The organism is Kribbella lupini (assembly GCF_039529595.1).
GTDB classification, from domain to species: domain Bacteria; phylum Actinomycetota; class Actinomycetes; order Propionibacteriales; family Kribbellaceae; genus Kribbella; species Kribbella lupini.
In genome coordinates this window covers 1,661,015-1,682,370 of the sequence record NZ_BAAANC010000002.1, presented here as the reverse complement: position 1 = coordinate 1,682,370, position 21,356 = coordinate 1,661,015, and the positions used below count along the sequence as shown (strand labels likewise).

The following is a 21,356-nucleotide window of genomic DNA, read 5'->3' as shown; positions in this document are numbered from 1 at the left end:
CCGGCTCCGCCGTCTCCGATCCCTCGTACGCCGAGAAGACAACGCGCCGGCCGCCCATCTACCCAACAAGTACCGGCCACCCATCGCATGAGCGAGTGGATCGAGGTCGAGCAGCCCAGAGGCTCGCGCAACCCGACCACACGCGCGCAGCAGAAAGTGACATCAACCACCGAGGGGTCCCCGCGAATCGTCGACCCCCAGGATCTCCGGCTAGAGTCTTGGCCTATGAGTGAGTTGACGCGCGCCCAGATCCGGGACCTGATGGGCGAGGTGATGAAGGCGCAGGGCAAGGAGCTGCCGAGCGACGACAGCGCCGACCTGCGGGAGATCGGCTTCCGCTCCCTGGACTTCTCCGAGCTGGCCCTGCGGGTCGAGGACGAGATCGGCGACGAGCTGAACTTCGATGCTCCCGGACTGCGGCAGATCGCCAAGGTCGGCGACGTCCTGGACTTCATCGAGCAGCTCCAGTCGGCGTGACCGCGCAGCGTCGCAGCACCGCCCTGATCGGCGACGACAACTCCGTCGTCGTCGGCGGGAAGAAGCTGACCTGGCGGACCCTGCACAAGCTGCCCCAGCTGCCGTCGCCGGCCGCGGTCCTGGTCGACAATGGCGCGGACGCGCTGGCCGCCGTACGGCACCACGCGGTGCACGGCACCGAGCTGCTGGTGGCGACGTCGTCGCGGGTCGACCTGGCGATGCGCGAGGAGCTCGGCGAGTCCGGCTTCGCGGTCGTGATCGCCAACGGCGACGAGCACTCGGTGACCCCCGCACGGTTGAAGCGGGTCGAGGAGTCCGGCCGCGTCTGGCTGCTCACCTCCGGTTCTACCGGCCGCCCGAAGCGGATCGGTCACACGCTCGAGTCGCTGACCACCGTCCGCGGCAAGCAGCAGCCGCGCACCTGGCTGGTCCCGTACTCGCCGGGCACGTACGCGTGGTGGCAGGTGATCACCATCTCGCTGACCCAGGCCGACCAGGGCCTGGTCGTGATCGAGCCGTCCGAGCTGGAGACCTGGCCGCGGATCGCCGCCGAGCACGGCGTCACCGCCGCGTCCGGTACGCCGACGTTCTGGCGGCAGACGATCTTCCGTGACTCCGAGGCGCTGTCGAAGGTCCCGCTGGAGCAGATCACGCTCGGCGGCGAGCCGGTGGACCAGGCGATCCTGGACCAGCTGGCCGAGCTCTTCCCGGGCGCCCGGATCTCCTGGATCTACGCCTCGTCCGAGGTCGGTGCCTCGATCGTCGTGCACGACGGCAAGGCCGGCTTCCCGAAGGCCTGGCTGGACCGCGACCCCGACCCGGAGTCCGAGCGGCCGGTCCTGTCGGTCGACGGCGACGAGCTGGTGATCGCCTCCCCGCACCACGGCGCGGGTCTCGAGGGCGCGCACCGGACCGGCGACCGGGTCGAGTTCGTCGACGACCGGGTGCTGATCACCGGCCGGCTCGACACCGACGAGATCAACGTCGGCGGGTCCAAGGTGTCGGCGGGCCTGGTCCGCAACGTGCTGATGGCCCACCCGGCCGTCGCCTGGGCCCGGGTGTTCGCCCGCAAGGCCCCGCTGGTCGGCCGGATGGTCGCCGCCGAGGTCGTGCTGAACCCCGACCTCGGTCCGGTCACCGACGCCGACCTGGTGCAGTGGTGCACGAACAGGCTGCCGGACTACGGCGTACCGCGCCGGATCCGCTTCCTGGCCGAGATTCCCCAGAAGGAGACCCTGAAAAGCGATGTCTGATGTCACTCTGGTTCCGCCGTCGACCGTCGTGCTGGTGTCCGGCGGCTCCCGCGGCCTCGGCCTGGCCATCGTCAACGGGCTGATCGACGCGGGCGTGAAGGTCGCGGCGTTCGCCCGGTCGGTGACGCCGGAGATCGCCGCCCTGGCCGAGAAGTACCCCGACCAGGTGCACGCCGGCGCGGTCGACCTCAACGACGAGAAGGCCACCCAGGCGTTCGTCAAGGAGGTCGAGGCCAAGCTCGGCCCGATCGACGGCCTGGTGAACAACGCCGCGATCGGCCAGGACTCGCTGCACGTGCACACCTCGGCGGACCAGATCGCGCAGATCATCCAGACCAACCTGACCGCCCCGCTGGTGCTGACCCGCTACGTGCTGCGCCGGATGATGGCCAAGGGCCTCAAGGGCCGGGTCGTCAACATCACCTCGATCTGCGGCCAGCGCGGCTTCCCCGGCCTGGTCGCCTACTCGGCCACCAAGGGCGGCATGGACTCGGCCACCCGCTCGATGGCCCGTGAGCTCGGCGGCCGCGTGCTGGTGAACTCGGTCGCCCCCGGCTTCTTCGCCTCGGACATGTCCGCGGTGCTCGGCCAGACCCAGCTCGACCAGATCGTCCGGCGGACGCCGACCGGTCACCTGACCGAGCCGGACGAGGTCGTCCCGGTGGTCCGGATGCTGCTGCTGGAGAACACGAACATCAACGGCCAGGCGATCGTCATCGACGGTGCCGCCGGTATCTGACGACTCCGGCGCGCGGGGCCCGGTGTCCGGCCCGCTCCCGCGCGTCCGTCAGTTGCTCGACCAGGCCGAGTCGCACCTGCGCGTCGGCTCGGTCGACGACGTCCTGGACGCGCTCACCCGCTCCCACCTGCCGGACTTCCGCTGCGTCGGCTGGTACGGCGTACCGCCCGCCGGGTGGTCAGTGGTCGTCGACGCCGAGTACGCGGACCAGGCGGTCCCCGCGCCGCTGGCGAAGCGCTTCGGGACCGACCGGTTCTGGGAGCGCTGGACCCGGTCGGAGTGCCTCTGCAAGCTCGCCGACGTACCGATGCTGGCCTGGTGGCCGCAGCACGGCCTCGACGTCCCGGCGGAGTTCGCCGGTGAGTGGCGCACGCTGGAGCTCGGTCCACTGGTCGTCTCGGTGGCCCTTGCGCCCAGCACCGGCTCTGGTCCGAGCCTCGCTCCTTCGGTCAGGCCGGCTTGATGTTGGCGTTGCGGTGGAAGACGTTGGCCGGGTCGTACTCGGTCTTGATCCGGGCCAGCCGGTCGTACTTGTCGCCGTAGACCGCCCGGACCCTGTCATCGGGCAGGTCCTCGCCCAGCGCGTTGACGTAGCCCGCGCCGATCGTGTGCGGCTGCAGGGCGGTCCAGAACGACTTGACCCACTCCCGCTCGGCCGGTAGTTGCTCCGCGGTCAGGCCGAGGCCGACGATGAACGTCGCGTACCGCGGTGACCGCCCGCCGGCGAACGCGGTGGCGTCGTCGGGGACCTCGGAGTACGCCTGGTCCAGCCGGTAGAACAGGTTGACCGACAGCGGCGACTGCTTGCGCGCGAACTGCTCGGCGAACACGGCGATCGCCTCGTCGGTCAGCTCCTCCAGGTAGCAGTTCTTCTCGTAGACGTAGTGGCCCCACGCGTTCGGCTCGTCCAGCGTCTGCTGCAGCGCGACGTACGGCATCGGGGTGGCGAACTCGAACAGCGGCGGCAGCGCCGTCCGCAGCTGCTCGAACAGCTCCGCGTGGCCCTCCTGCGAGCCGAAGCCGATGACCACCAGGGCGTAGCCGGGCTGGAAATGGAACTGCTCCGGCACGAACGGCGCCGGCGGTGCGCTCAGCCCTGCGATCACCACGTTGAACTCGCGGGACAGCGTGGGGATCACCTCTCGCGCCAGTTTCAGTACGTCGGTCGCCTGGTCCAGGCCCCAGAACAGCAGGCCGTACTGCACCATCGGGCCCACGGCGTACAGGGTGAACTCGAACTCGGTGACGACCCCGAAGTTGCCCCCGCCGCCGCGCACCGCCCAGAACAGGTCCGGGTTCTCGTCCTCGGCGGCCCGCAGCACCCGGCCGTCGGCGGTGACGACCTGAACCGAGACGAGGTTGTCGATGCTCATCCCGCCGATCCGCGTCAACCATCCCATGCCGCCGCCGAGCGTGAGCCCGCCGACGCCGGTGTGGCTGATCATCCCCGCCGGTACGGCGAGACCGTGCTGCTGCGTCGCCGCGTCCAGGTCGCCCAGCAACGCGCCGCCGCCCACCCTGGCCCGCCGGGCCTCCGGATCCACCGACACCTGGTTGAGCAGGCTCAGGTCGATCACCAGCCCGTCGTCGACCACCGCGGACCCCGAGGCGTTGTGCGCGCCCCCACGCACCGACACCTCGAGCCCGGTGTCCACCGCGAACGCCAGTGCGGCCCGGACGTCGTCGACGCTCGCGCACCGTACGACGACGCCCGGCCGCCGGTCGATCTCCGCGTTCCACACCCGCCGCGCGTCGTCGTACCCGTCGTCACCCGGCGTGAACACCGGTCCATCGACGGCAGCTCTCAGGTCGCCGATTCCCCGCTCCGCAGTCTGAGTCATCCTGCACCTCCCCGTTTCGGTGCCCGTTACTCTACGTGGCATCCACCGTCTCCACGAGGTCTCGACGAGCAGCCCTTCAGGCATGGACCCGATCCGCGATAGGAACGGACCCATGAGATTCGGGATGATCCTTCCGGGCGGCACCGCGCCCGAGCAGCTCGCGCAGGCCGTTCTCGCGGAGGAATCCGGCTGGGACGGCGTCTTCGTCTGGGAGGCGGCGTACGGCGTCGACGCCTGGAGTTTGCTGAGCGCGATCGCGGCCCGGACCACCCGGATCAAGCTCGGCACGATGCTCACCCCGCTCCCGTGGCGGCGGCCGTGGAAGGTGGCCAGTCAGGTCGCGACGCTCGACCAGCTGTCGAACGGCCGGGCGATCCTGGCGGTCGGCCTCGGTGCGGTCGAGACGGACCTGCCGTCGACCGGCGAGGAGCTCGACCTGCGGACGCGGGCCGCGATGATGGACGAGGGCATCGACCTGATCCGCACGCTCTGGGACGGCGGTCAGGTCTATCAGGGCGAGCACTACACGTACGAGTCCGTCCGGGACGACCTGACGGTGGTCGGGCGACCGGTGCAGGACCGGATCCCGATCTGGGTGGTCGGCGCCTGGCCGCGGCCCAAGTCGATGCGCCGGGTGCTGCGCTGCGACGGCGTGCTCCCGCAGTACGCCGGGGAGGCGGGTCCGGCCGAGCTGACCGCGCTGCGGGCCTGGCTGAACGAGCGCGGGGCCCGGCCGGAGCTCGACGTGGTGGCGGAGGGGGAGACCGACCCCTCCACCGCCGCAGCCGAAGTGAAGCCCTGGGCGGACGCCGGTGCGACCTGGTGGCTGGAGACGCGCTGGGAGATGCCGCACAACGCACCGGAGCGAATGGAGCAGGTCCGTCGGCGGTTGGCTGCCGGTCCTCCCCGGGCCTGAGGTCAGCCGGCGTAGCTGCCGAGCCTTGTGGACGCCTCGCGGTCGAGGGGTGCCTCCATGCGGTCCGCCAGGCCGCGCTGGAACTCCTGGAAGGCGGACAGTTCGGGTAGGCCGTCGCCCGAGACGACGTGGACGAACGTGACGCCGTCGTCCAGCCGGTGGCTGGTGTAGGCGAGCCCGCTCGGCCGGGTCTCGGCCAGCTCGGCGAAGACCTTCTCGATCAGGCGCTGGTTCTCGTCGGCGGCCTCGGGCTTGGTGCGGTAGCGGATCACTGAGCTGCTCATGGGTTCCTCCTGGAGTTGTTCTCTCCTGCTGCAGACCGGCGCGAACGCCGGAACTCATCGCCGCGATGAGTTCCGGGTCCGGGAGCTGTCAGTACCGGTGACAGCGACAGTTCCTGGAGGATGCAGTGAGACAGCAGAAGACGACGGGCGAGCAGCGATGGGTGCTCGGGCTGACCGCGATCGGGTCGATGGTGGTGGCGCTGGACACGCTGGTCGTGGCCGCGGCCCTGACCACGATCCGGCAGGACCTGGGCGCGTCGATCGAGCAGCTCGAGTGGACGGTCAACGCCTACGCGCTGACCTTCGCGGTACTGATGCTCAGCGCGGCCGCCCTCGGCGACCGGTGGGGACGGCGCCGCACCTTCGCCGGGGGCCTGGCCCTGTTCACGTTCGCGTCGATCGCCTGCGCGCTCGCTCCCTCGGTGCCGTGGCTGATCGGCGCCCGGGCCTTGCAGGGCGTCGGGGCCGCGGTGGTGATGCCGTTGTCGATGAGCCTGCTCGGGGCGGCCTTCCCACCCGAGCGCCGCGGCTGGGCGATCGGCGTGTTCAGCAGCCTGACCGGACTGGCCGTGCTCGGCGGTCCGATGATCGGTGGCGCGGTCACCGAGGGGTTGGCCTGGCAGTGGATCTTCTGGATCAACGTACCGATCGGTGTGCTCGCCGTACCGCTGGTCCTGCGCCGCATCCCGGAGAGCAGGGGAGCGGTACGCCGGCTCGACCCGGTGGGCGCCGTACTGGCCACGCTGGCGGTGCTGGGTGTGGTCTGGGGCGTCGTACGGGGTGAGCCTTCCGGCTGGACCAGCGTCGAGGTCGTTGGCAGCTTGGTCGCAGGAGCCCTTCTCCTGGTGGCTTTTCTGGCCTGGGAGAGCCGCAGCGACCAGCCGATGGTTCCGCTGACGTTCTTCCGCAACCACACGTTCTCGGCGGGGAACGCGGCCGGCTTCCTGCTCAGCGCCGCCCTGCTCGGTGCGGTCTTCTTCCTCAACCAGTACCTACAGGTCGAGCTCGGCTCCGGCCCACTGAAGGCCGGTCTGCAGCTCCTGCCCTGGACAGCCACCCTCTTCGTGGTCGCGCCGATCGCCGGGCGCCTCGTCGACCGGTACGGCGAACGGCCGCTCGTCGTCGTCGGCCTGCTGCTGCAGGGCGCCGGCATGCTCTGGATCGCCCTGGCCATCCACGCGGACACGCGGTACGCCGCCCTGGTGGTTCCGTTGATGGTTGCCGGCTGTGGCGTCTCCATGGCGTTGCCCGCCACCCAGAGCGCAGGAGTCGGCTCCGTGCCCCGCGAGTCGGTCGGTACGGCGTCCGGCGTCTATGCCATGCTCCGCCAGCTGGGCGGCGTGGCCGGAGTCGCCGTCGCGGCCGCCGTGTTCGCCGGCGCGGGAGGCTACGCGTCGTTCGGCGCCGGGATCACCCGGGCGATGGTCGTCTGCGGCGTACTGTCGTTGGCCGGGGCATTGACCGGGCTGGGGATCACCGCGCGGCGGAAGGTGGAGGTGCGGGTATGAACCTGGAGGACGAGTTCGCGCAGTACCGCGGAGGACTGGTCGCACACTGCTACCGCATGCTCGGCTCGCTGCACGACGCCGAGGACGCGGTGCAGGAGACGTACCTACGGGCCTGGAAGAGTTTCGACTCCTTCGAGGGGCGCTCGTCGGTGAAGACCTGGCTCTACCGGATCGCCACGAACGTCTGTCTCAACGCGCTGCAGCACAGCAGCCGCCGGATCGTCCCGTCCGCGCTCGGTGCGCCAGGCAACGACCCGAACGACCTGGAGGCGCAGGCGCTGGAGACCAGCTGGTTGGAGCCCTTCCCGGACCTGCTGGACCCGGCGCTGGTCGTCGGCAACCGTCAGACGCTCCGGCTGGCGATGGTGGCGGCCCTGCAGCACCTTCCGCCGCGTCAGCGCGCCGTACTGATCCTGCGGGAGGTCCTGGCCTGGCCGGCGGCAGAGGTGGCCGACCTGCTCGAGACGACGACAGCGGCCGTCAACAGCTCGCTCCAGCGAGCCAGGGCCGAGCTGGCCCGGCTCTCACCGGCGGAGGACCAGTTCAGCGAGCCGGAAGAGCCAGTACGCCGTGCGCTGCTCGACCAGTACGCCACGGCGTTCGAGAAGGGCGATCTGGTCGCGCTGGAAGGGCTGCTGACGGCCGACACCCGCTGGGAGATGCCGCCGGTGCCCACTTGGTTCTCCGGCCGGGCCGATGTCCTGCGGCTGCTCGAAGCCAAGCTGCCGCTGGGAAGTGGTCGGCGCCTGATGGTCGAGACGTCGGCCAACGGCCAGCCCGCCTTCGGTGTCTACCTGCGCGGCCGGGACCAGGCCTGGCACGGCTACGCGATCCAGGTCCTCACCCTCCGCGAGGACGGGATCGCGGCGGTGATGGCGTTCCACCGGCCGGACCTCTTCGCGGCCTTCGGGCTACCTGTCAGCAGGACCTGAGAGACTGGAGAGTGTGAGTGAAGCGGAGATCCTGCAGGTGCTGCAGCAGGCAACAGTCGCGGCGGAGCCTGAAGAGCATCTCGCGGAGCTCGGGCGGTACGACGAGCAGGACCAGCAGCTGGTCGACCAGGTGGTGCGCAACTACCTGACCGACCTGATGCGCCTGACCTGGGAGCGCGGCTGGGCCCCGGCTGACGTCGTACAGCATGCTCGGCGGCAGTTGGAGCCCGGTGTGGAGCCGCTGCTGACGGCGGTGATCGCCGCGGAGCACCAGGCGTACAAGCCGAGCACCATCGACTCCCGGTGGTCCGACCAGCTGGCCGACCTGGGGCTTCAGCACCCGTTCGACGACCTCGACCTGACCGACTGGTCCGCCGCGCAGCGGACCGGGCGGTACCTGTCGCTCGACCTCGCGCTCCAGATCGCCGCCTTCCTGTACCGGTTGCCGGCCCTGGCCCGTCTGTTCCCACTGCCTGGAACGGCCCAGCGGAAGGCCGCCGACCGCACGCAGCAGTCCGGGACCGACCGCAAGATGCTGGCCCGGGTTCGTGCGTTGCTGGCGAAGGCGGAGGCGACCGAGTTCCCCGACGAAGCCGAGGCGTTGTCGGGCAAGGCGCAGGAGCTGATGGCGAAGTTCTCGCTCGACCACGCGTTGCTCGACGCCGGCCCCGATCTCGAGCTGCCCGACGACTCCGGCGCGCGCCGGATCTGGGTCGAAACCCCTTACGTCACAGCGAAAGCGCAGCTCGTCGGAGTGGTTGCCGACGCCAACGGCTGCCGGACCGTGACGATGGACCAGCTCGCCGTCGTCACCATCGTCGGCGCCGAGCTCGACCTGCAGCTGACCGAGCTGCTGGCCACCTCGCTTTTGGTCCAGGCCAACCGCGCGATGCTTGCTGCGGGCAAGCATTACGGGCAGTACGGCGAGTCCCGGACCAGGTCCTTCCGGCAGTCCTTCCTGATGGCCTACGCCCAGCGGATCGGCGAGCGCCTGCAGGCCACCGCCGACCGGGCCCGGTCCGCCGTGGCCGAGGCCGACCAGGACCGGCTCCTCCCGGTGCTCAGCCGCCGCGAGCAGCAGGTCGACGCCCTGTTCACCAAGCTCTTCCCCGAGACCGTCACCCGCCGGACCAGGATCACCAACGGCGCCGGCTGGCACGCCGGTCTCACCGCCGCCGACCTGGCCCAGCTCGACAACCACCGCCCGGTCACGCGTTAACCTGAGTTCGCGGACGATCTACTTCCGGAACACAGGGGATGGGATGGACGAGGACGCGAGCCCGACCGCGAAGGCGCTGCTGGCGCTCGAGCTGATCCAGAACAGCCCGGGCATCACCGGCGAACGGCTCGGCCGGCGGCTCGGGGTGACCGATCGCGCCGCCCGCCGGTACGTGGGGATCCTGCGCGAGGCGGGCATCCCGATCGAGTCCACCTCCGGCCGGTACGGCGGTTACCGGATCGGCCGCGGCTTCCGCGTTCCCCCGTTGATGTTCTCGACGGCCGAGGCGCTCGGCCTGATGATGGCCGCGCTCGGCGGTCACCACAGCGTCTCCGACGTGACCGTCCCGGCCGGCAGCGCGCTGGCCAAGATCATCCGGGTGCTACCGACCGCCGTCGCCGGTCCGGCCGACGCGATCCGGGCGATGATCCCGCCGTCGTCACGGCTGGCGATGCCGGACCCGGAGATCACGGCGGCCGTCGTACGGGGGTGCACCGATCGCCGCCGGCTGCGGTTGGGCTATCAGCGGGGCGAGTGCGATCCCGAGCCGTTCAGCATGGACGTCGACCCGTGGGCGGTCAGCGTGCGGCACGGCCGCTGGTACCTGCTCGGCTGGTCGCACTCGCGCGACGCCCAGCGAGTACTGCGGATCGACCGGATCATGTCGGCCGAACCGCTGCCGGACACCTTCACCCCACCCGAGGGTCTCGACCCGGCCCAGGCCGTCCAGGACCACCTCTCCGCGGGCTGGCGGCACCAGGTGGAGATCGTCTTCGAGACGAGCGCCGAGCAGATCGCCCGCTGCGTCCCCGGCAGCCTCGGCCGGCTCGAGGACCTCGGCCCGGACCGTTCCCGCCTGGTCGGCAGCACCGACGACCCCGAGTGGTACGCCGAACGCCTGGCCTTCGTCCGCGTGCCGTTCACGGTGGTGGAGCCGCCTGAGCTCCGGACCGCCCTCGAAACCCTCGCCTACCGCCTCCTGGAGTCGACGAAGACCCCGTAACGTCCGAAGAGAGCCGCAACGTCCGAAGAATCCGGCAACGTCCGAAGAAAGCAACAGCGTCCGAAGAACCCGAGGCTATTGCCTCGGTTTCTTCGGACGCTGCGAGATTCTTCGGACGCTCCGGGCTCGGAAGCCGGCTCAGACGGACGCGTTGGCCGTCGTCGTGGCGCGGCGCGGACGCCGGCCCAGGGTCTTCAGCCGGGTCTTCAGGATCAGCCGGATCATCTCCAGGCCGAGCGTGACGGTCTTGCCGAAGTCGCCGGTCACCGACGAGACGCCGACCCGCGGGTGGTAGTTCACCGGGATCTGCACCATCCGGGCCCGGGTGACCACCGAGGTCAGCAGCATCTCCAGGCCGAACGCCGAGCCGTTCAGCGTGGCCCGGTCCGAGATCGTCTTGACGTGCTCGCGGGTGATCACCCGGAAGGTGCAGCCGACGTCGCTCATCGAGGCGGTGTTGAACAGCACCTCGAGCATCTTGGCCACCGCCCAGTTGCCGAACTGCAGGAACCAGCCCATGTTGGCGCCGTCCCAGATGAAGTTCGAGACCGTCCGGGAGCCGACCACGACGTCGCACTCGGCCGAGAACGACAGCAGCTTCAACAGGTCCTCGGGGTTGAACGTGCCGTCCGGCTCGCAGACGCAGACCAGGTCGGTGTCGACCTCGCGCAGCCCGCGCCGGATCGCCGCGCCGTAGCCCTGCGTGGTCTCGATGATCTCCCGCGCGTTGGTCGAGGCGACCTCCTCGGAGGTGCCCTCGGCCGCGTTGTTGTTGATCACCAGGATGTCGTCGACCACGCCGAGCTTGTCGAACCGGCGGATGACGTCGGCGATGCTGTCCTTCTCGTTGTAGGTCGGAAGGACCACGGACAGTGTTTTACCGTTGAACACGTTTCTGCACCTATCGGGTTTTCCGTTGTGGGTCAGCGGGACGCGACGACGAGCATCTGCCCGGCCAGCGGCTTGATCGGCGAGCGCAGGTACCACGGCACCACGAAGGTCAGGTTGCCGCCTTTGGACTTCAGCGTCAAAGGCATGAACTTCGCCTTCACCGCGTCGATCGTCCAGCCCTCGGCGACCAGGTAGTCCTGCAGCGACTGGTCGGTGAAGATGGCGACGTGGGTGAAGTCGTCGAAGTACCGGCCCGGGTTCAGCCGGAAGTTCGGCTGCATCAGGATCAGCCGGCCACCGGGCCGCAGCACCCGCTTGGCCTCGGCGAGCAGCCGGTTCGAGGAGTCGCGGTCCAGGTGCTCCAGCAGGTTCGAGGCGAACACGACGTCGAAGGTCGCGTCCTCGAACTTGCCCAGGTCGGTGCAGTCACCGATCACCGGCTCGACGTGGGCGGCGGCGGCGCGGTCCACCGTGCTGTCGAGGTCCATCGCGACGACACGCTTGGCCTGCACGTTGTTCGAGAAGTCGCACCAGCCCGCCCCGAGCTCGAGCACCTCGGCGTCCGTGCTGACCCACTTCTGCAGGTACTTGCACAGGTGCTGCCAGATCTTGGTCCGGTTCGCGTTGTGCGCCAGACGGGTTTCGAAGTAGTTCGACACGTACGTGCCGTCCGGCTCGCCGCTCTGCGGGGTTTGGGCGAGGGGATCGTCGGACAAGATAGCTCTCCTCGGAAGCGTGCGCCGTGCGCGCATCAGCGGGTCACCCTACCAGCGCGGAGGGTTGGATGCCCCCCGACGCCGTCTGGCTGCCCTCGCGACGGGGCTATGCTGCTGCCCGACCCGGCCGCCGCGCCCCGGCCCGTGCACTGTGCGTGATTCCCGTTTGTCAGGAGCTTTGATGTCACAGACCGCCGAGTTGTCGTCCCCTGTCGCGACGACACCTCCGGAGAAGAAGACCGGATCGCGGTTCGGCCGGTGGCCCTCCACCGCGGTCAGTGCACTGGTGCTGCTGGTGGCCGTGGCGTTCTTCCTGACCACCGCCGTACGGGCCGATCTTCCGGCCGGCGCGGCGGTTCTGGGCCTGCTGGGACTGGTGGTGACCCAGTTGCTGCCGGGTGTCCTGGTGTGGCGGTGCGTCCGCCCGAACCGGGGCTGGTGGATCGAGGACGTGATGATGGGCCTCGCCGTCGGCTTCATGCTGGCGATCGGGGCGCAGATCGTCGCCGGTCTGCTGCAGTGGCCGTGGCTCTCGGCCGCGCTGCCGCTGGCTCTCGCGGTCGTCCTGCTGGCGGTCCCGCGGAGCCGGGCCCGGATCCGCCGGGTCCGGACCAGCACGCTTCCGCTGTGGTGGATGCCCGCGGTCCTGGCGACTTCGCTGTTCGGCCTGCAGGACTTGCGGCAGTACTACCACCGTGAGCCGCTCGAGTGGGCCAGCGGTTTCCGGGCGCCGTACATCGACGCGTACCTGCACCTCGCGATGGCCGGTCAGTTGCAGCACCGCGGCCCGATCAGCTTCCCCTGGGTCGAGAACGCCCCGATGGCCTACCACTGGTTCAGCCACGCCTGGATCGCGCAGGTGGCCACGGTCTCCGGCATCGGCCTCGACGAGGTGCTGTTCCGCTTCATGCCGGCCCTGATGCCGCTGGCCATCGTCCTGGTCGTCGCGATCGCCGCCGTCCGGATCACCGGCGTGGCGTGGACCGGGCCGGTCGCCGCACTGCTCTGTATCGCGGGCTCCGAGCTGAACCTGTTCGGCCTGACCACCCTGGGCTACCCGATGGCCCCGCTGTCGCCGAGCCTCGCGCCGTCGGTACCGCTGCTGATCGCGATCGTCATCCTGCTGGTCTTCCGCTGGCGCAACCAGATGGGACGGCTCGGCCTGCTGCTGATCCCGCTGCTGGCGTTGACGGCCTCGGGCACCAAGGGCTCGACGATGCCGCTGGTCGTGGCCGGTGTCGGGGTCGCCTTCGTGGCGATGATCCTGTTCGACCGCTCCCGGCTGAAGGGCCTGTTCCTGGACGGCGTCCTGACCGCGGGTGCGCTGATCGTCGCGCTCGTGGTGGTGTTCCAGGGCTCGGACTCCGGTCTGCACGTCCAGTTCCACGACGCGGCGATGTCGACGCCGGCGATCACCCGGGTCGGCGCGATCACCACGACCTCGATGGCGTTCTCGTCGATCGTCGCCGTACTGGCCATCCTCGCGCGCGGGACCGGCCTGCTCTGGCGGCTCAAGACCGTCGAGGGTCGCCGCGACCCGGCGACCTGGCTGCTGCTGGGCGGCGGCTTCGCCGGTGCGGCAGCGGTCGCGGTCTTCAGCCACCCGGGCGCCAGCCAGTACTACTTCGCCCGTACGGCGGGCCCGCTGCTCGCGATCGGCTCGGCGGTCGGCCTGGTCACCATGGTCCGCGAGCTGCAGAGCCGCTGGTGGCGCGCGGTGCTGATCGGCCTGGCCTTCGGCCCGTTCTTCATCCTGCTGCCGATCTGGACGATCGGGCTGATCCAGCCGAACCATGGTGGCCTGATCCACGCGACCAAGATGATCCTGGTCGGCCTGGCCGTGCTCGTGGTGGCCGGAGCGGTCGCCTGGTTCCTCACCCCGCGGATGCGGTTCACCGCGTTCTTCGCCGCGATCACGGTGGCGATCCTGGCCGGTGGCGTCACGATGGTGACCCGGATCCAGATCGAGGCGATGCCCGTCCCGCCGCTGAAGCCGGTGAAGGCCGAGGCGTACCTCGCAGTCGGCACCGAGCAGATCGCGGCCGCCCGGTGGATCCGCGACCACTCCGACGTCAACGACATCGTGATGACCAACCGGCACTGCACGACGCCGATCGAGCCGAAGAAGTGCGACAGCCGGCGGTTCGTGGTCGGCGCGTTCTCCGAGCGGCAGATGCTGGTCGAGGCGTGGACGCCGACCGTCGAGGCGAACAAGCTCGGCCCCGAGGGCCGGGACTCGATCACCGTCGACTACTGGAAGCCTGAGATCCTGCAGCTGAACGACAGCTTCGTCGCCCAGCCGGACGCGGCCAAGGCCCAGCAGCTGAAGGACCTCGGCGTGCGCTGGATCTACGTCGAGTTCACCCGCCCGCACGCGGCCACGCTCGAGCCGTACGCCAAGGAGCGCTACCGCAACGGCAGTGCCGCCGTCTACGAGTTCACCAAGGCAGGATGATGACCGGACCGACCCTGACCGAGACCAGCATCCCGGGGCTGCTGCACGTCGAGCTGCAGGTCTTCGACGACGGCCGCGGCTGGTTCAAGGAGAGCTTCCAGGCCGAGAAGTTGGAGAAGCTCGGCCTGCCGCACCTGGAGGTCGTGCAGAACAACGTGTCCTTCAACGCCGAGGTCGGCGTGACGCGGGGAATCCACGCCGAGCCGTGGGACAAGTACATCTCGCCGGCGTACGGCAAGGTGTTCACCGCGATCGTCGACCTGCGCGAAGGGCCCGGCTTCGGCCGGATGGAGACCTTCGAGCTGACACCCCGGCAGGGGATCTACGTCCCGCGCGGCTGCGGCAACTCGTTCTGCACGCTGGAGCCGAACACGGTCTACAACTACCTGGTCAACGCGCACTGGTCGCCGGACGCCAAGTACACGCTGGTCAACCTGTTCGACCCGCAGCTGAATGTCCCGTGGCCGCTGCCGAAGGACCAGCTGATCTACAGCGAGAAGGACGCCGGGCACCCGATGCTCGAGAACGTCGCCCCAATCCGCGTCGACTGGGACTTCGCATGACGATCCTGATCACGGGGGCCGGGGGACAGCTCGGCAAGGCGCTGACGCACCAGTTGCCGCAGGCCCGGGCGGTCACGTCGGGCGAGCTGGACATCACCTCGCGCGCGGCGCTGGAGGCCTTCGACTGGGACGGGATCACCGCGATCGTGAACGCCGCGGCCTGGACCGCGGTCGACAAGGCCGAGGACGCCGACAGCACGCTCGCCGCCTGGAACGTGAACGCCAACGGCGTCGCGAACCTCGCGTGGGAGGCGCGCCGGCTGGAGATCCCGCTGGTGCACGTCAGCACGGACTACGTGTTCGGCGACGGCGAAGGGTTCCTGTCCGCGGAGCACCCGATCGACCCGCAGGGTGTCTACGGGATCACCAAGGCGGCCGGGGAGCTGGCCGCGCGGCTCAGTCCGACGTACTACGTGGTGCGGACCAGCTGGGTCTTCGGTGACGGGCCGAACTTCGTCCGCACGATGCTGCGGCTCGGCGCCGACCGCGACGAGCTAACCGTGGTCGACGACCAGTACGGGCGGCCGACGTACACGGTCGACCTGGCGGCGGCGCTGGTCGCGCTGCTGGACAGCGGCGCGCCGTCGGGCACGTACCACGCGACCGGCGCGGGCGACGTGGTGTCGTGGGCCGACTTCGCCGCGGCGATCCTCGAGGGCAGCTCGTGCAAGGTGCGGCCGATCAGCTCCGAGGAGTACGCGCGGGGCAAGACGATCGCGCCGCGGCCGGTGAACAGCGCGCTCGACCTGTCGGCGCTGGAAGCGGCCGGCATCACGATGCGCGACTGGCGTGAGGCGCTCGCGGAGTACCTGAAGACGCTGTAGACCCGAGGATTCTCAGGCCTGGGGCTTGATGCCCGCGAGCACGATGTCGAGCATCCGCTCGGCCTGCTCCGGCTCGATCCCGGGCAGCGACGAGATGCTGCCGATCAGCCGCATCACGTCCATCAGCTCCAGGTCGTCGCGGACCGCGCCGGCCGCCTTGGCGGTGTCGATCAGCAGGCCGCCGGCGTCCTTGACGTTCATCTTGCAGGCCTTGAAGAACTCCGAGTCCTTGCCGAGGGCGGACGTCAGCTCGTGGGCCAGGCTCTTCTTCGACACGTTGTACCCGACGAAGCTGCGCATCCACGAGGCCAGCGCCTCGAACGGGGCGAGCTGCTCGTGGAACCCGTACGCCCGGTCGCAGACGGACTGGATTTCGTCCACGTAGACGGCTTCGAGCAGGGCGCAGCGGTTCGGGAAGCGGCGGTACAGCGTGCCGATCCCGACGCCGGCCCGGCGGGCGATCTCCTCCAGCGAGGTGTCCGTACCGGTCTCGGCGAACGCCTCCCGGGCGGCGGCGACCAGCAGGTCGTAGTTGCGCCGGGCGTCGGCCCGGGTCGGCCGGAGATCGGGCAGGGTCGGCCGCTGCTGGGCGGACGTGCTCATCGAACCTCCTCGGAAACCGGCAGAACAATTCACTTGAAAAAGCGGAGGTACCCTCCGTATCGTATCCGGAGGTGGACTCCACTTCCTCTGATCTCAACTCTAGCCCCTCCGGGGGAAGGAGCAAGTTCTCTCCCATGTCAGCAACTTCCGCTGCTCCCGCCCGACGACCGGGCGTCGTTCTCGCGGTGATCGTGATCACCCAGCTGATGGTGATCCTCGACGGCACCGTGGTGAACATCGCGATGCCCAAGATCCAGACCGCCCTCGACTTCAGCCCGGCCAACCTGTCCTGGGTGCAGAACGCGTACGCCCTGGCCTTCGGTGGGCTGCTGCTGCTCGGCGCCCGCGCCGGCGACCTGCTCGGTCGCCGCCGGGTCTTCATCACCGGCGTCAGCGTCTTCACGCTCGCGTCCGCGCTCGGCGGTCTGGCCCCGACGGCCGAGCTGCTGCTCGCCGCCCGGGTCCTGCAGGGCATCGGTGGCGCGATCGCCGCCCCGGCCGCGCTCACCCTGCTGATGCTGACCTTCAAGGAGGGGCCGGAGCGGATGAAGGCGCTCGGTCTCTACAGCCTGGTCTCCTCCGGCGGCGCCAGCATCGGCCTGGTGCTCGGCGGCATGCTGACCGACTGGGTCTCCTGGCGCTGGGGCCTGTTCATCAACATCCCGATCGGCATCGCGCTGGTGATCGCGGCCCGGCGGGTGCTCACGGAGACGCCGCGCGAGCAGGGCCGCTTCGACGTGGCCGGTGCGCTCACCTCGACGGTCGGCATCACCGCGCTGGTCTTCGGGTTCATCCGCGTGGCGGAGAAGGGCTGGAGCTCGCCCGAGGTGCTCGCGTCGTTCGCGGTGGGCCTCGCGCTGCTGGTCGTCTTCGTGCTGGTCGAGCGCCGGGTCAGCCACCCGATCGTGCCGCTGCGGATGTTCCGGAACGCCGACCGGGTGGCGTCGTACCTGACCATGCTGCTGGTGGTCGGCACGATGTTCGGGATGTTCTTCTTCCTCACCCAGTTCCTGCAGGGCGTGCTGAAGTTCAGCCCGCTCGCCGCCGGTCTGGCCTTCTTGCCGATGACCGGTCTGCTGTTCGCGTCGTCGCGGATCGTGCCGCGGTTGACCGGCCGGCTCGACAACGGGCTGATGATGATCGCGGGCGCGATCTCGGTGACGGCCGGCATGCTCTGGCTGACCCGGATCACGGTCGACAGCAGCTACCTGGGTGGCGTGGTCGGTCCGCTGATCCTGTTCGGTGCCGGAGCCGGCCTGATCTTCATCCCGCTGACCGGGCGCGCGCTGTCCGGCGTACCGGCTGAGGACGCGGGAGCGGCCTCGGGTCTGCTCAACGTCCTGCAGCAAGTCGGTGGCGCACTCGGCCTGGGCATCCTGGTCACCGTCTTCGGTACGGCGAGCCGCAACGCGACCCCGTCCTCGACGAACCCCGCCGAGGCGGCCCGCGAGATTCTCACCGACGGCGTGCACGCCGCATTCATCGGCTCGGCCGTGTACGCCGGACTGACGCTGCTGGTGATCGTGCTCGGCGTCCGCCCGTGGGTCCGCAAGAAGGCCGTCCAGCCGGAGACCGCCACCGAACCCACGGCAGTCGAGCCGGTCCCGGTCGCGGACTCGCACTTCTGATCCACCACTGAAGGGGCGTCCCGGACCCGACGCCCCGCCTCCCCTCCACACCCCTCAAGCAGGAGTGTGGAGGGGAGGGGCAGCGGCGCCCCCAAGCCTTCGCTTCGGTCGGCAGTTCGGTGGCGGGATTTCAGTTGATAGGCAACCGGTGGGTGATCCAGGTGTTCTTGTTCGTGTACCCGAGCCGCTCGTACAGGCCCAGCGCGCCGGTCGGGTTGTCCGCGTCGACGCCGAGTGACGCCCGCTGGAACCCGGCGGCCTGCGCCTCGGCCATCACCTTGGCCAGCGCGAGCGCGGCCAGACCGCGGCCGCGGTGGGAGCGCTTGGTGCCGACCTGGCCGATGTACACCTCGCGGATGCCGGTCGCCTCGGTGTCGGCGACGTACTCGTAGCCGTTGGTGTAGGCCACGATCTCGTCACCGTCGAGCACCAGGTACACGAGCTCGGGCCGGAACGCCCGGGCGCCGGTGAACCAGGTCTTCCAGCTCTCCGGGCTCTTCGGCGACGAACCCCAGTGGTCCAGGAACACCTCGTTGTGCGCGACCCGCAGCGACTCGTCGTACTCCGGGCTGAAGCTGACCAGCCGCAGCCCCTCAGGCACGGGCGGTACGTCGACCGGCGTACGGAGGTCGCGGTGCATGGTGAAGAAGTAGCGGCACCGCTCGAAGCCCAGGCCGGTCAGCAGCTCCAGGGCGCTGGTGTTGGTGTCGATCGCCCCGGTGTTGATCTCGCCCGCGGAACCCGGCTGCCGCTCGTGGTGCAGCTCGGTCGCGCGACGGACCAGCCACGGCACCAGCGCACTGCCGATCCCGCGTCCGCGCCACTCCGGGTGCACCGCGCCCTCGGTGTGGATCCGGTGCACGTCCACCACCACGTCCGGCGCGCGGACGACGCCGTACCCGACCATCTGCTCACCGGACCAGACGCCGATCGTGTCCCGCGCCGCGTCGAGCTTCGGATCGGCCAGCTCCTCGAGCAGGTCGTCGGCGTCGTAGTTCTCCCCCTCGGCGTCCACTTTCTCCTTGGCCGCCAGCAGCTCGGCCCACGCGGCCGCGTCGTCGTTCCCGATCGGCCGCACGTCCAGCCCGGCCGGCCACCCCTCGTCGATACCCATCCTCCGACGGTAGAGCGGACGATGTTGCCGCGGCACCTCAATTACCGGTCAACCTCGTCGTGGCTTTCTTGACCCCCCTATAGCTCCTGAGCAATGCTCGGCGCATGGATCACGGACTGTCGGCGGAGGACCGCAAGAAGCAACTGGTCCGGATCGGTCTGAAGATGCTGCGTGAGCAGCCGATCCACGAACTGTCGATCGACGCGATCGTGAGCGAGGCGGGGATCTCCCGCAGCGTGCTGTTCCAGTACTTCCCGAGCAAGCACGACTACTACCTCGCCGTCGTCGAGGCGGCCGGCCGCCGGTTGCTGCGGCTGACCAAGCCGGACGGGTCCCGGCCGCGCGACGAGCAGCTGCGCGAGCTGCTGCTCGCCTTCGTCGCGTTCATCGCCCGCCGGCGCCGGGCCTACATCTCGTTCGTCCGCGGTGCCGCGGGCGGCGACGACTACGCGGTCGAGGTCTACGCGAAGACCCGCGACACGATGGCCGACCGGGTGCTGGCCCTGCTCGACGTCCCCGAGGAGGACCGCGAGCCGGCTGCCCAGGACCGGATGCGGGTGCACGCGTGGTTCGCGTACGTCGAGGACCTGGCGATCGAGTGGTCCGGCCTGCCCGAGGACGAGCGCCGCATCACCGACCTGGAGCTGGTCGCCCACGCCGTCGAGGCGCTGCAGACCCTCCGCAAGCTCTGACCGTCACATCGCGTCCGGGGCGGTCATGCCCAGCAGGGCCAGGCCGTCGTGCAGTACGCCGCGGGTGGCAGCGCACAGCGCTAGCCGGCTGGTCCGGGTCTCGCCATCGCTGGTGAGGACCGGGCAGGACTCGTAGAACGCCGACAACGCGGTCGCGACGTCGTACAGGTAGGTGCAGAGCCGGTGCGGTTGCAGCGTCTCGGCGACCTGCAGGACGGCGTCGTCGAAGCCGGCCAGCAGGAGGGCCAGCCGCTGCTCGGCGGGCTCCTGGAGCACGGTGACCTTGCCGTCGGCGGTGCCGGCCTTGGTGAGGAGCCGGGTCAGCCGGGCATGGGCGTACTGCAGGTACGGGCCGGTGTTGCCGGTCATCGCGACCATCCGGTCCAGGTCGAAGACGTAGTCGTTGGTCCGGTCGCTGGACAGGTCGGCGTACTTCACCGCGCCGATGCCGACCGCGCGGGCTACGGCGTCCCGGTCGATCCCTTCCAGGTCGGCGAGCAGCGTGGCGGCCCGTTCGACGGCGGCGTCGAGCAGCGAGACCAGGTAGACCGTCCCGCCGTCCCGGGTCTTGAACGGCTTGCCGTCCGGACCGAGCACGGTGCCGAACGCGACGTGCTCGGCTGTTGTTGTCTCAGGCAACCAGTCGGCCGCCCGGGCGAGCGCGAAGATCTGCTGGAAGTGCAGCGACTGCCGGTGGTCGACGACGTAGACGATCCGATCGGCGCGCAGGTCCCGGACCCGGTGCCGTACGGCGGCCAGGTCGGTCGCGCTGTAGCCGAAGCCGCCGTCGGACTTCCGCACGATCACCGGCAACGGCGACCCGTCGCGACCGGTGAACCCGTCGAGGAACGCGCACTGGGCGCCTTCGGACTCGGTCAGCAGGCCGGCCGCCCGCAGGTCGTCCACGATTCCCGGCAGGTCGGCGTTGTACGCACTCTCGCCGACCACGTCGGCCTGCGTCAGCGGCGACCCGAGCAGCGTGTAGACCCGGTCGAACTCGCTCAGCGAGATGTCCACGAGTTGTTGCCAGATGCCCCTGGTCTGCGGATCACCCGACTGCAGCAGGACGACCCGCCGCCGCGACAGGTCGGCGAACGCCGGATCGCTGTCGAAGTGTCTGCGCGACCGCTGGTAGAGCTGCTGCATCGCCTCCAGATCGAGCCCCTCGGCCGGCGTGCCTTCGGCCAGGAGCTGCTCGACCATCATCCCGAACTGGGTGCCCCAGTCGCCGACGTGGTTCTGCCGGACGACCTCGTACCCGGCGTACGCGAGAACGTTGCACAGGGCATCGCCGATCACCGTCGACCGGAGATGGCCGACGTGCATCTGCTTGGCGACGTTGGGCTGCGAGTAGTCGACGACGACGGTCCGCCCGTTCCGAGGCAGGCTCTCGGGCAGCTCGTTGACGCCCGCCGCCAACGTGCTCGGCAACAGGGTCAGGTTGATGAAACCTGGGCCGGCGACGTCGAGCGTGCACATGTCGTCCAGCTGGGCCTGTGCGACCAGCTGCTCGGCGATCTGCCGGGGGGCTCGGCCGAGCTGCTTGGCCAGCCGCAAGGCGACGCTGGTCTGGAAGTGCCCGAACTCGGGCTTGGTCGCGGCCCGCAGCTCGGGGTCGACGGTCAGGCCGAAGGCGGCGGTGGCGGCAGCGGTCAGCCGCGCGGACAGAACAGGGACAGCGGACATGAGAGGTCCTTG

Annotated in this window: 21 protein-coding genes; 14 read left to right on the top strand and 7 right to left on the bottom strand. The window is 69.9% G+C overall.

Translation table 11 applies throughout. From position 1 onward, the window contains the following. The first annotated feature begins 225 nt into the window (after positions 1-225). Genes ABD235_RS21310 through ABD235_RS21295 form a run of 4 tightly spaced genes read left to right on the top strand, consistent with a single transcriptional unit; the run spans position 226 to position 2,932 of the window. The gene (locus ABD235_RS21310; RefSeq protein ID WP_012918196.1) at positions 226-477 is read left to right on the top strand and encodes an acyl carrier protein; all 252 of its coding nucleotides are present in this window, start codon (positions 226-228) and stop codon (positions 475-477) included. Next, positions 474-1,730 (top strand): AMP-binding protein, encoded by a 1,257-nt coding sequence (locus ABD235_RS21305; protein ID WP_344176650.1) that lies wholly within the window; start codon positions 474-476, stop codon positions 1,728-1,730. The genes ABD235_RS21310 and ABD235_RS21305 overlap by 4 nt, the downstream gene beginning before the upstream one ends. Then, positions 1,723-2,469, top strand: a complete 747-nt coding sequence (locus ABD235_RS21300; RefSeq protein WP_184801742.1) for an SDR family NAD(P)-dependent oxidoreductase — start codon at positions 1,723-1,725, stop codon at positions 2,467-2,469. Before ABD235_RS21305 ends, ABD235_RS21300 begins: the two co-directional genes overlap by 8 nt. Further along, positions 2,453-2,932, top strand: a complete 480-nt coding sequence (locus tag ABD235_RS21295; RefSeq protein ID WP_344176646.1) for a hypothetical protein — start codon at positions 2,453-2,455, stop codon at positions 2,930-2,932. The genes ABD235_RS21300 and ABD235_RS21295 overlap by 17 nt, the downstream gene beginning before the upstream one ends. On the opposite strand, the gene ABD235_RS21290 is transcribed toward ABD235_RS21295, so the two are convergent. Further along, the gene (locus ABD235_RS21290; protein WP_344176644.1) at positions 2,919-4,310 is read right to left on the bottom strand and encodes an FAD-binding oxidoreductase; all 1,392 of its coding nucleotides are present in this window, start codon (positions 4,308-4,310) and stop codon (positions 2,919-2,921) included. The two genes, ABD235_RS21295 and ABD235_RS21290, sit on opposite strands and share 14 nt — an antisense overlap. A gap of 112 nt (positions 4,311-4,422) precedes the next feature. On the opposite strand from ABD235_RS21290, the gene ABD235_RS21285 reads away from it, so the two are divergent. Further along, positions 4,423-5,226, top strand: a complete 804-nt coding sequence (locus ABD235_RS21285; RefSeq protein ID WP_344176643.1) for an LLM class flavin-dependent oxidoreductase — start codon at positions 4,423-4,425, stop codon at positions 5,224-5,226. Between the two features lie 2 nt (positions 5,227-5,228). Here ABD235_RS21285 and ABD235_RS21280 read toward each other — a convergent pair whose 3' ends face one another. Then, on the bottom strand, positions 5,229-5,510 hold the full coding sequence (locus ABD235_RS21280) for a hypothetical protein (protein ID WP_344176641.1): 282 nt from the start codon (positions 5,508-5,510) through the stop codon (positions 5,229-5,231). Between the two features lie 125 nt (positions 5,511-5,635). Here ABD235_RS21280 and ABD235_RS21275 point away from each other — a divergent pair, with 125 nt between their 5' ends. From ABD235_RS21275 to ABD235_RS21260, 4 genes are read left to right on the top strand one after another with little or no spacing between them, the layout of a single operon-like run. Continuing rightward, complete coding sequence (locus ABD235_RS21275) at positions 5,636-7,018, top strand: DHA2 family efflux MFS transporter permease subunit (RefSeq protein ID WP_344176639.1); 1,383 nt, start codon at positions 5,636-5,638, stop codon at positions 7,016-7,018. Then, positions 7,015-7,950 carry a sigma-70 family RNA polymerase sigma factor gene (locus tag ABD235_RS21270; protein WP_344176637.1) on the top strand — a complete coding sequence of 312 codons (936 nt, stop codon included), beginning with the start codon at positions 7,015-7,017 and terminating at the stop codon, positions 7,948-7,950. Before ABD235_RS21275 ends, ABD235_RS21270 begins: the two co-directional genes overlap by 4 nt. Before the next feature lie 13 nt (positions 7,951-7,963). Continuing rightward, complete coding sequence (locus tag ABD235_RS21265) at positions 7,964-9,169, top strand: DUF2786 domain-containing protein (protein WP_344176636.1); 1,206 nt, start codon at positions 7,964-7,966, stop codon at positions 9,167-9,169. Positions 9,170-9,212: 43 nt separating this feature from the next. After that, positions 9,213-10,172, top strand: a complete 960-nt coding sequence (locus ABD235_RS21260; RefSeq protein ID WP_344176634.1) for a helix-turn-helix transcriptional regulator — start codon at positions 9,213-9,215, stop codon at positions 10,170-10,172. A gap of 138 nt (positions 10,173-10,310) precedes the next feature. Here the strand turns inward: ABD235_RS21260 and ABD235_RS21255 are convergent, their stop codons facing one another. Together ABD235_RS21255 and ABD235_RS21250 are read right to left on the bottom strand one after the other, a co-directional pair. Further along, positions 10,311-11,039 carry a glycosyltransferase family 2 protein gene (locus tag ABD235_RS21255; RefSeq protein ID WP_344176632.1) on the bottom strand — a complete coding sequence of 243 codons (729 nt, stop codon included), beginning with the start codon at positions 11,037-11,039 and terminating at the stop codon, positions 10,311-10,313. Between the two features lie 56 nt (positions 11,040-11,095). Further along, complete coding sequence (locus tag ABD235_RS21250; protein ID WP_344176630.1) at positions 11,096-11,779, bottom strand: class I SAM-dependent methyltransferase; 684 nt, start codon at positions 11,777-11,779, stop codon at positions 11,096-11,098. A 181-nt stretch (positions 11,780-11,960) separates the two neighbouring features. On the opposite strand from ABD235_RS21250, the gene ABD235_RS21245 reads away from it, so the two are divergent. From ABD235_RS21245 to rfbD, 3 genes are read left to right on the top strand one after another with little or no spacing between them, the layout of a single operon-like run. Next, the gene (locus ABD235_RS21245; RefSeq protein WP_344176629.1) at positions 11,961-14,234 is read left to right on the top strand and encodes a hypothetical protein; all 2,274 of its coding nucleotides are present in this window, start codon (positions 11,961-11,963) and stop codon (positions 14,232-14,234) included. Further along, positions 14,234-14,797: a dTDP-4-dehydrorhamnose 3,5-epimerase family protein gene (locus tag ABD235_RS21240; RefSeq protein WP_344176627.1), complete on the top strand. Its 564-nt coding sequence runs from the start codon at positions 14,234-14,236 to the stop codon at positions 14,795-14,797. Before ABD235_RS21245 ends, ABD235_RS21240 begins: the two co-directional genes overlap by 1 nt. After that, complete coding sequence (rfbD, locus tag ABD235_RS21235; protein WP_344176625.1) at positions 14,794-15,621, top strand: dTDP-4-dehydrorhamnose reductase; 828 nt, start codon at positions 14,794-14,796, stop codon at positions 15,619-15,621. Before ABD235_RS21240 ends, rfbD begins: the two co-directional genes overlap by 4 nt. Positions 15,622-15,633: 12 nt before the next feature. Here the strand turns inward: rfbD and ABD235_RS21230 are convergent, their stop codons facing one another. Next, positions 15,634-16,224, bottom strand: coding sequence for a TetR/AcrR family transcriptional regulator (locus ABD235_RS21230; RefSeq protein ID WP_344176623.1), 591 nt, complete (start codon positions 16,222-16,224; stop codon positions 15,634-15,636). Between the two features lie 134 nt (positions 16,225-16,358). Between ABD235_RS21230 and ABD235_RS21225 the strand changes: the two genes are divergently transcribed. Continuing rightward, the gene (locus tag ABD235_RS21225) at positions 16,359-17,852 is read left to right on the top strand and encodes an MFS transporter (RefSeq protein WP_344176621.1); all 1,494 of its coding nucleotides are present in this window, start codon (positions 16,359-16,361) and stop codon (positions 17,850-17,852) included. Positions 17,853-17,982: 130 nt separating this feature from the next. On the opposite strand, the gene ABD235_RS21220 is transcribed toward ABD235_RS21225, so the two are convergent. Next, positions 17,983-18,966, bottom strand: coding sequence for a GNAT family N-acetyltransferase (locus ABD235_RS21220; protein WP_344176619.1), 984 nt, complete (start codon positions 18,964-18,966; stop codon positions 17,983-17,985). A gap of 104 nt (positions 18,967-19,070) precedes the next feature. Between ABD235_RS21220 and ABD235_RS21215 the strand changes: the two genes are divergently transcribed. After that, positions 19,071-19,658, top strand: coding sequence for a TetR/AcrR family transcriptional regulator (locus ABD235_RS21215; protein WP_344176616.1), 588 nt, complete (start codon positions 19,071-19,073; stop codon positions 19,656-19,658). A gap of 3 nt (positions 19,659-19,661) precedes the next feature. On the opposite strand, the gene argS is transcribed toward ABD235_RS21215, so the two are convergent. After that, on the bottom strand, positions 19,662-21,344 hold the full coding sequence (gene argS / locus ABD235_RS21210) for an arginine--tRNA ligase (protein WP_344176614.1): 1,683 nt from the start codon (positions 21,342-21,344) through the stop codon (positions 19,662-19,664). Positions 21,345-21,356: the final 12 nt, after the last annotated feature.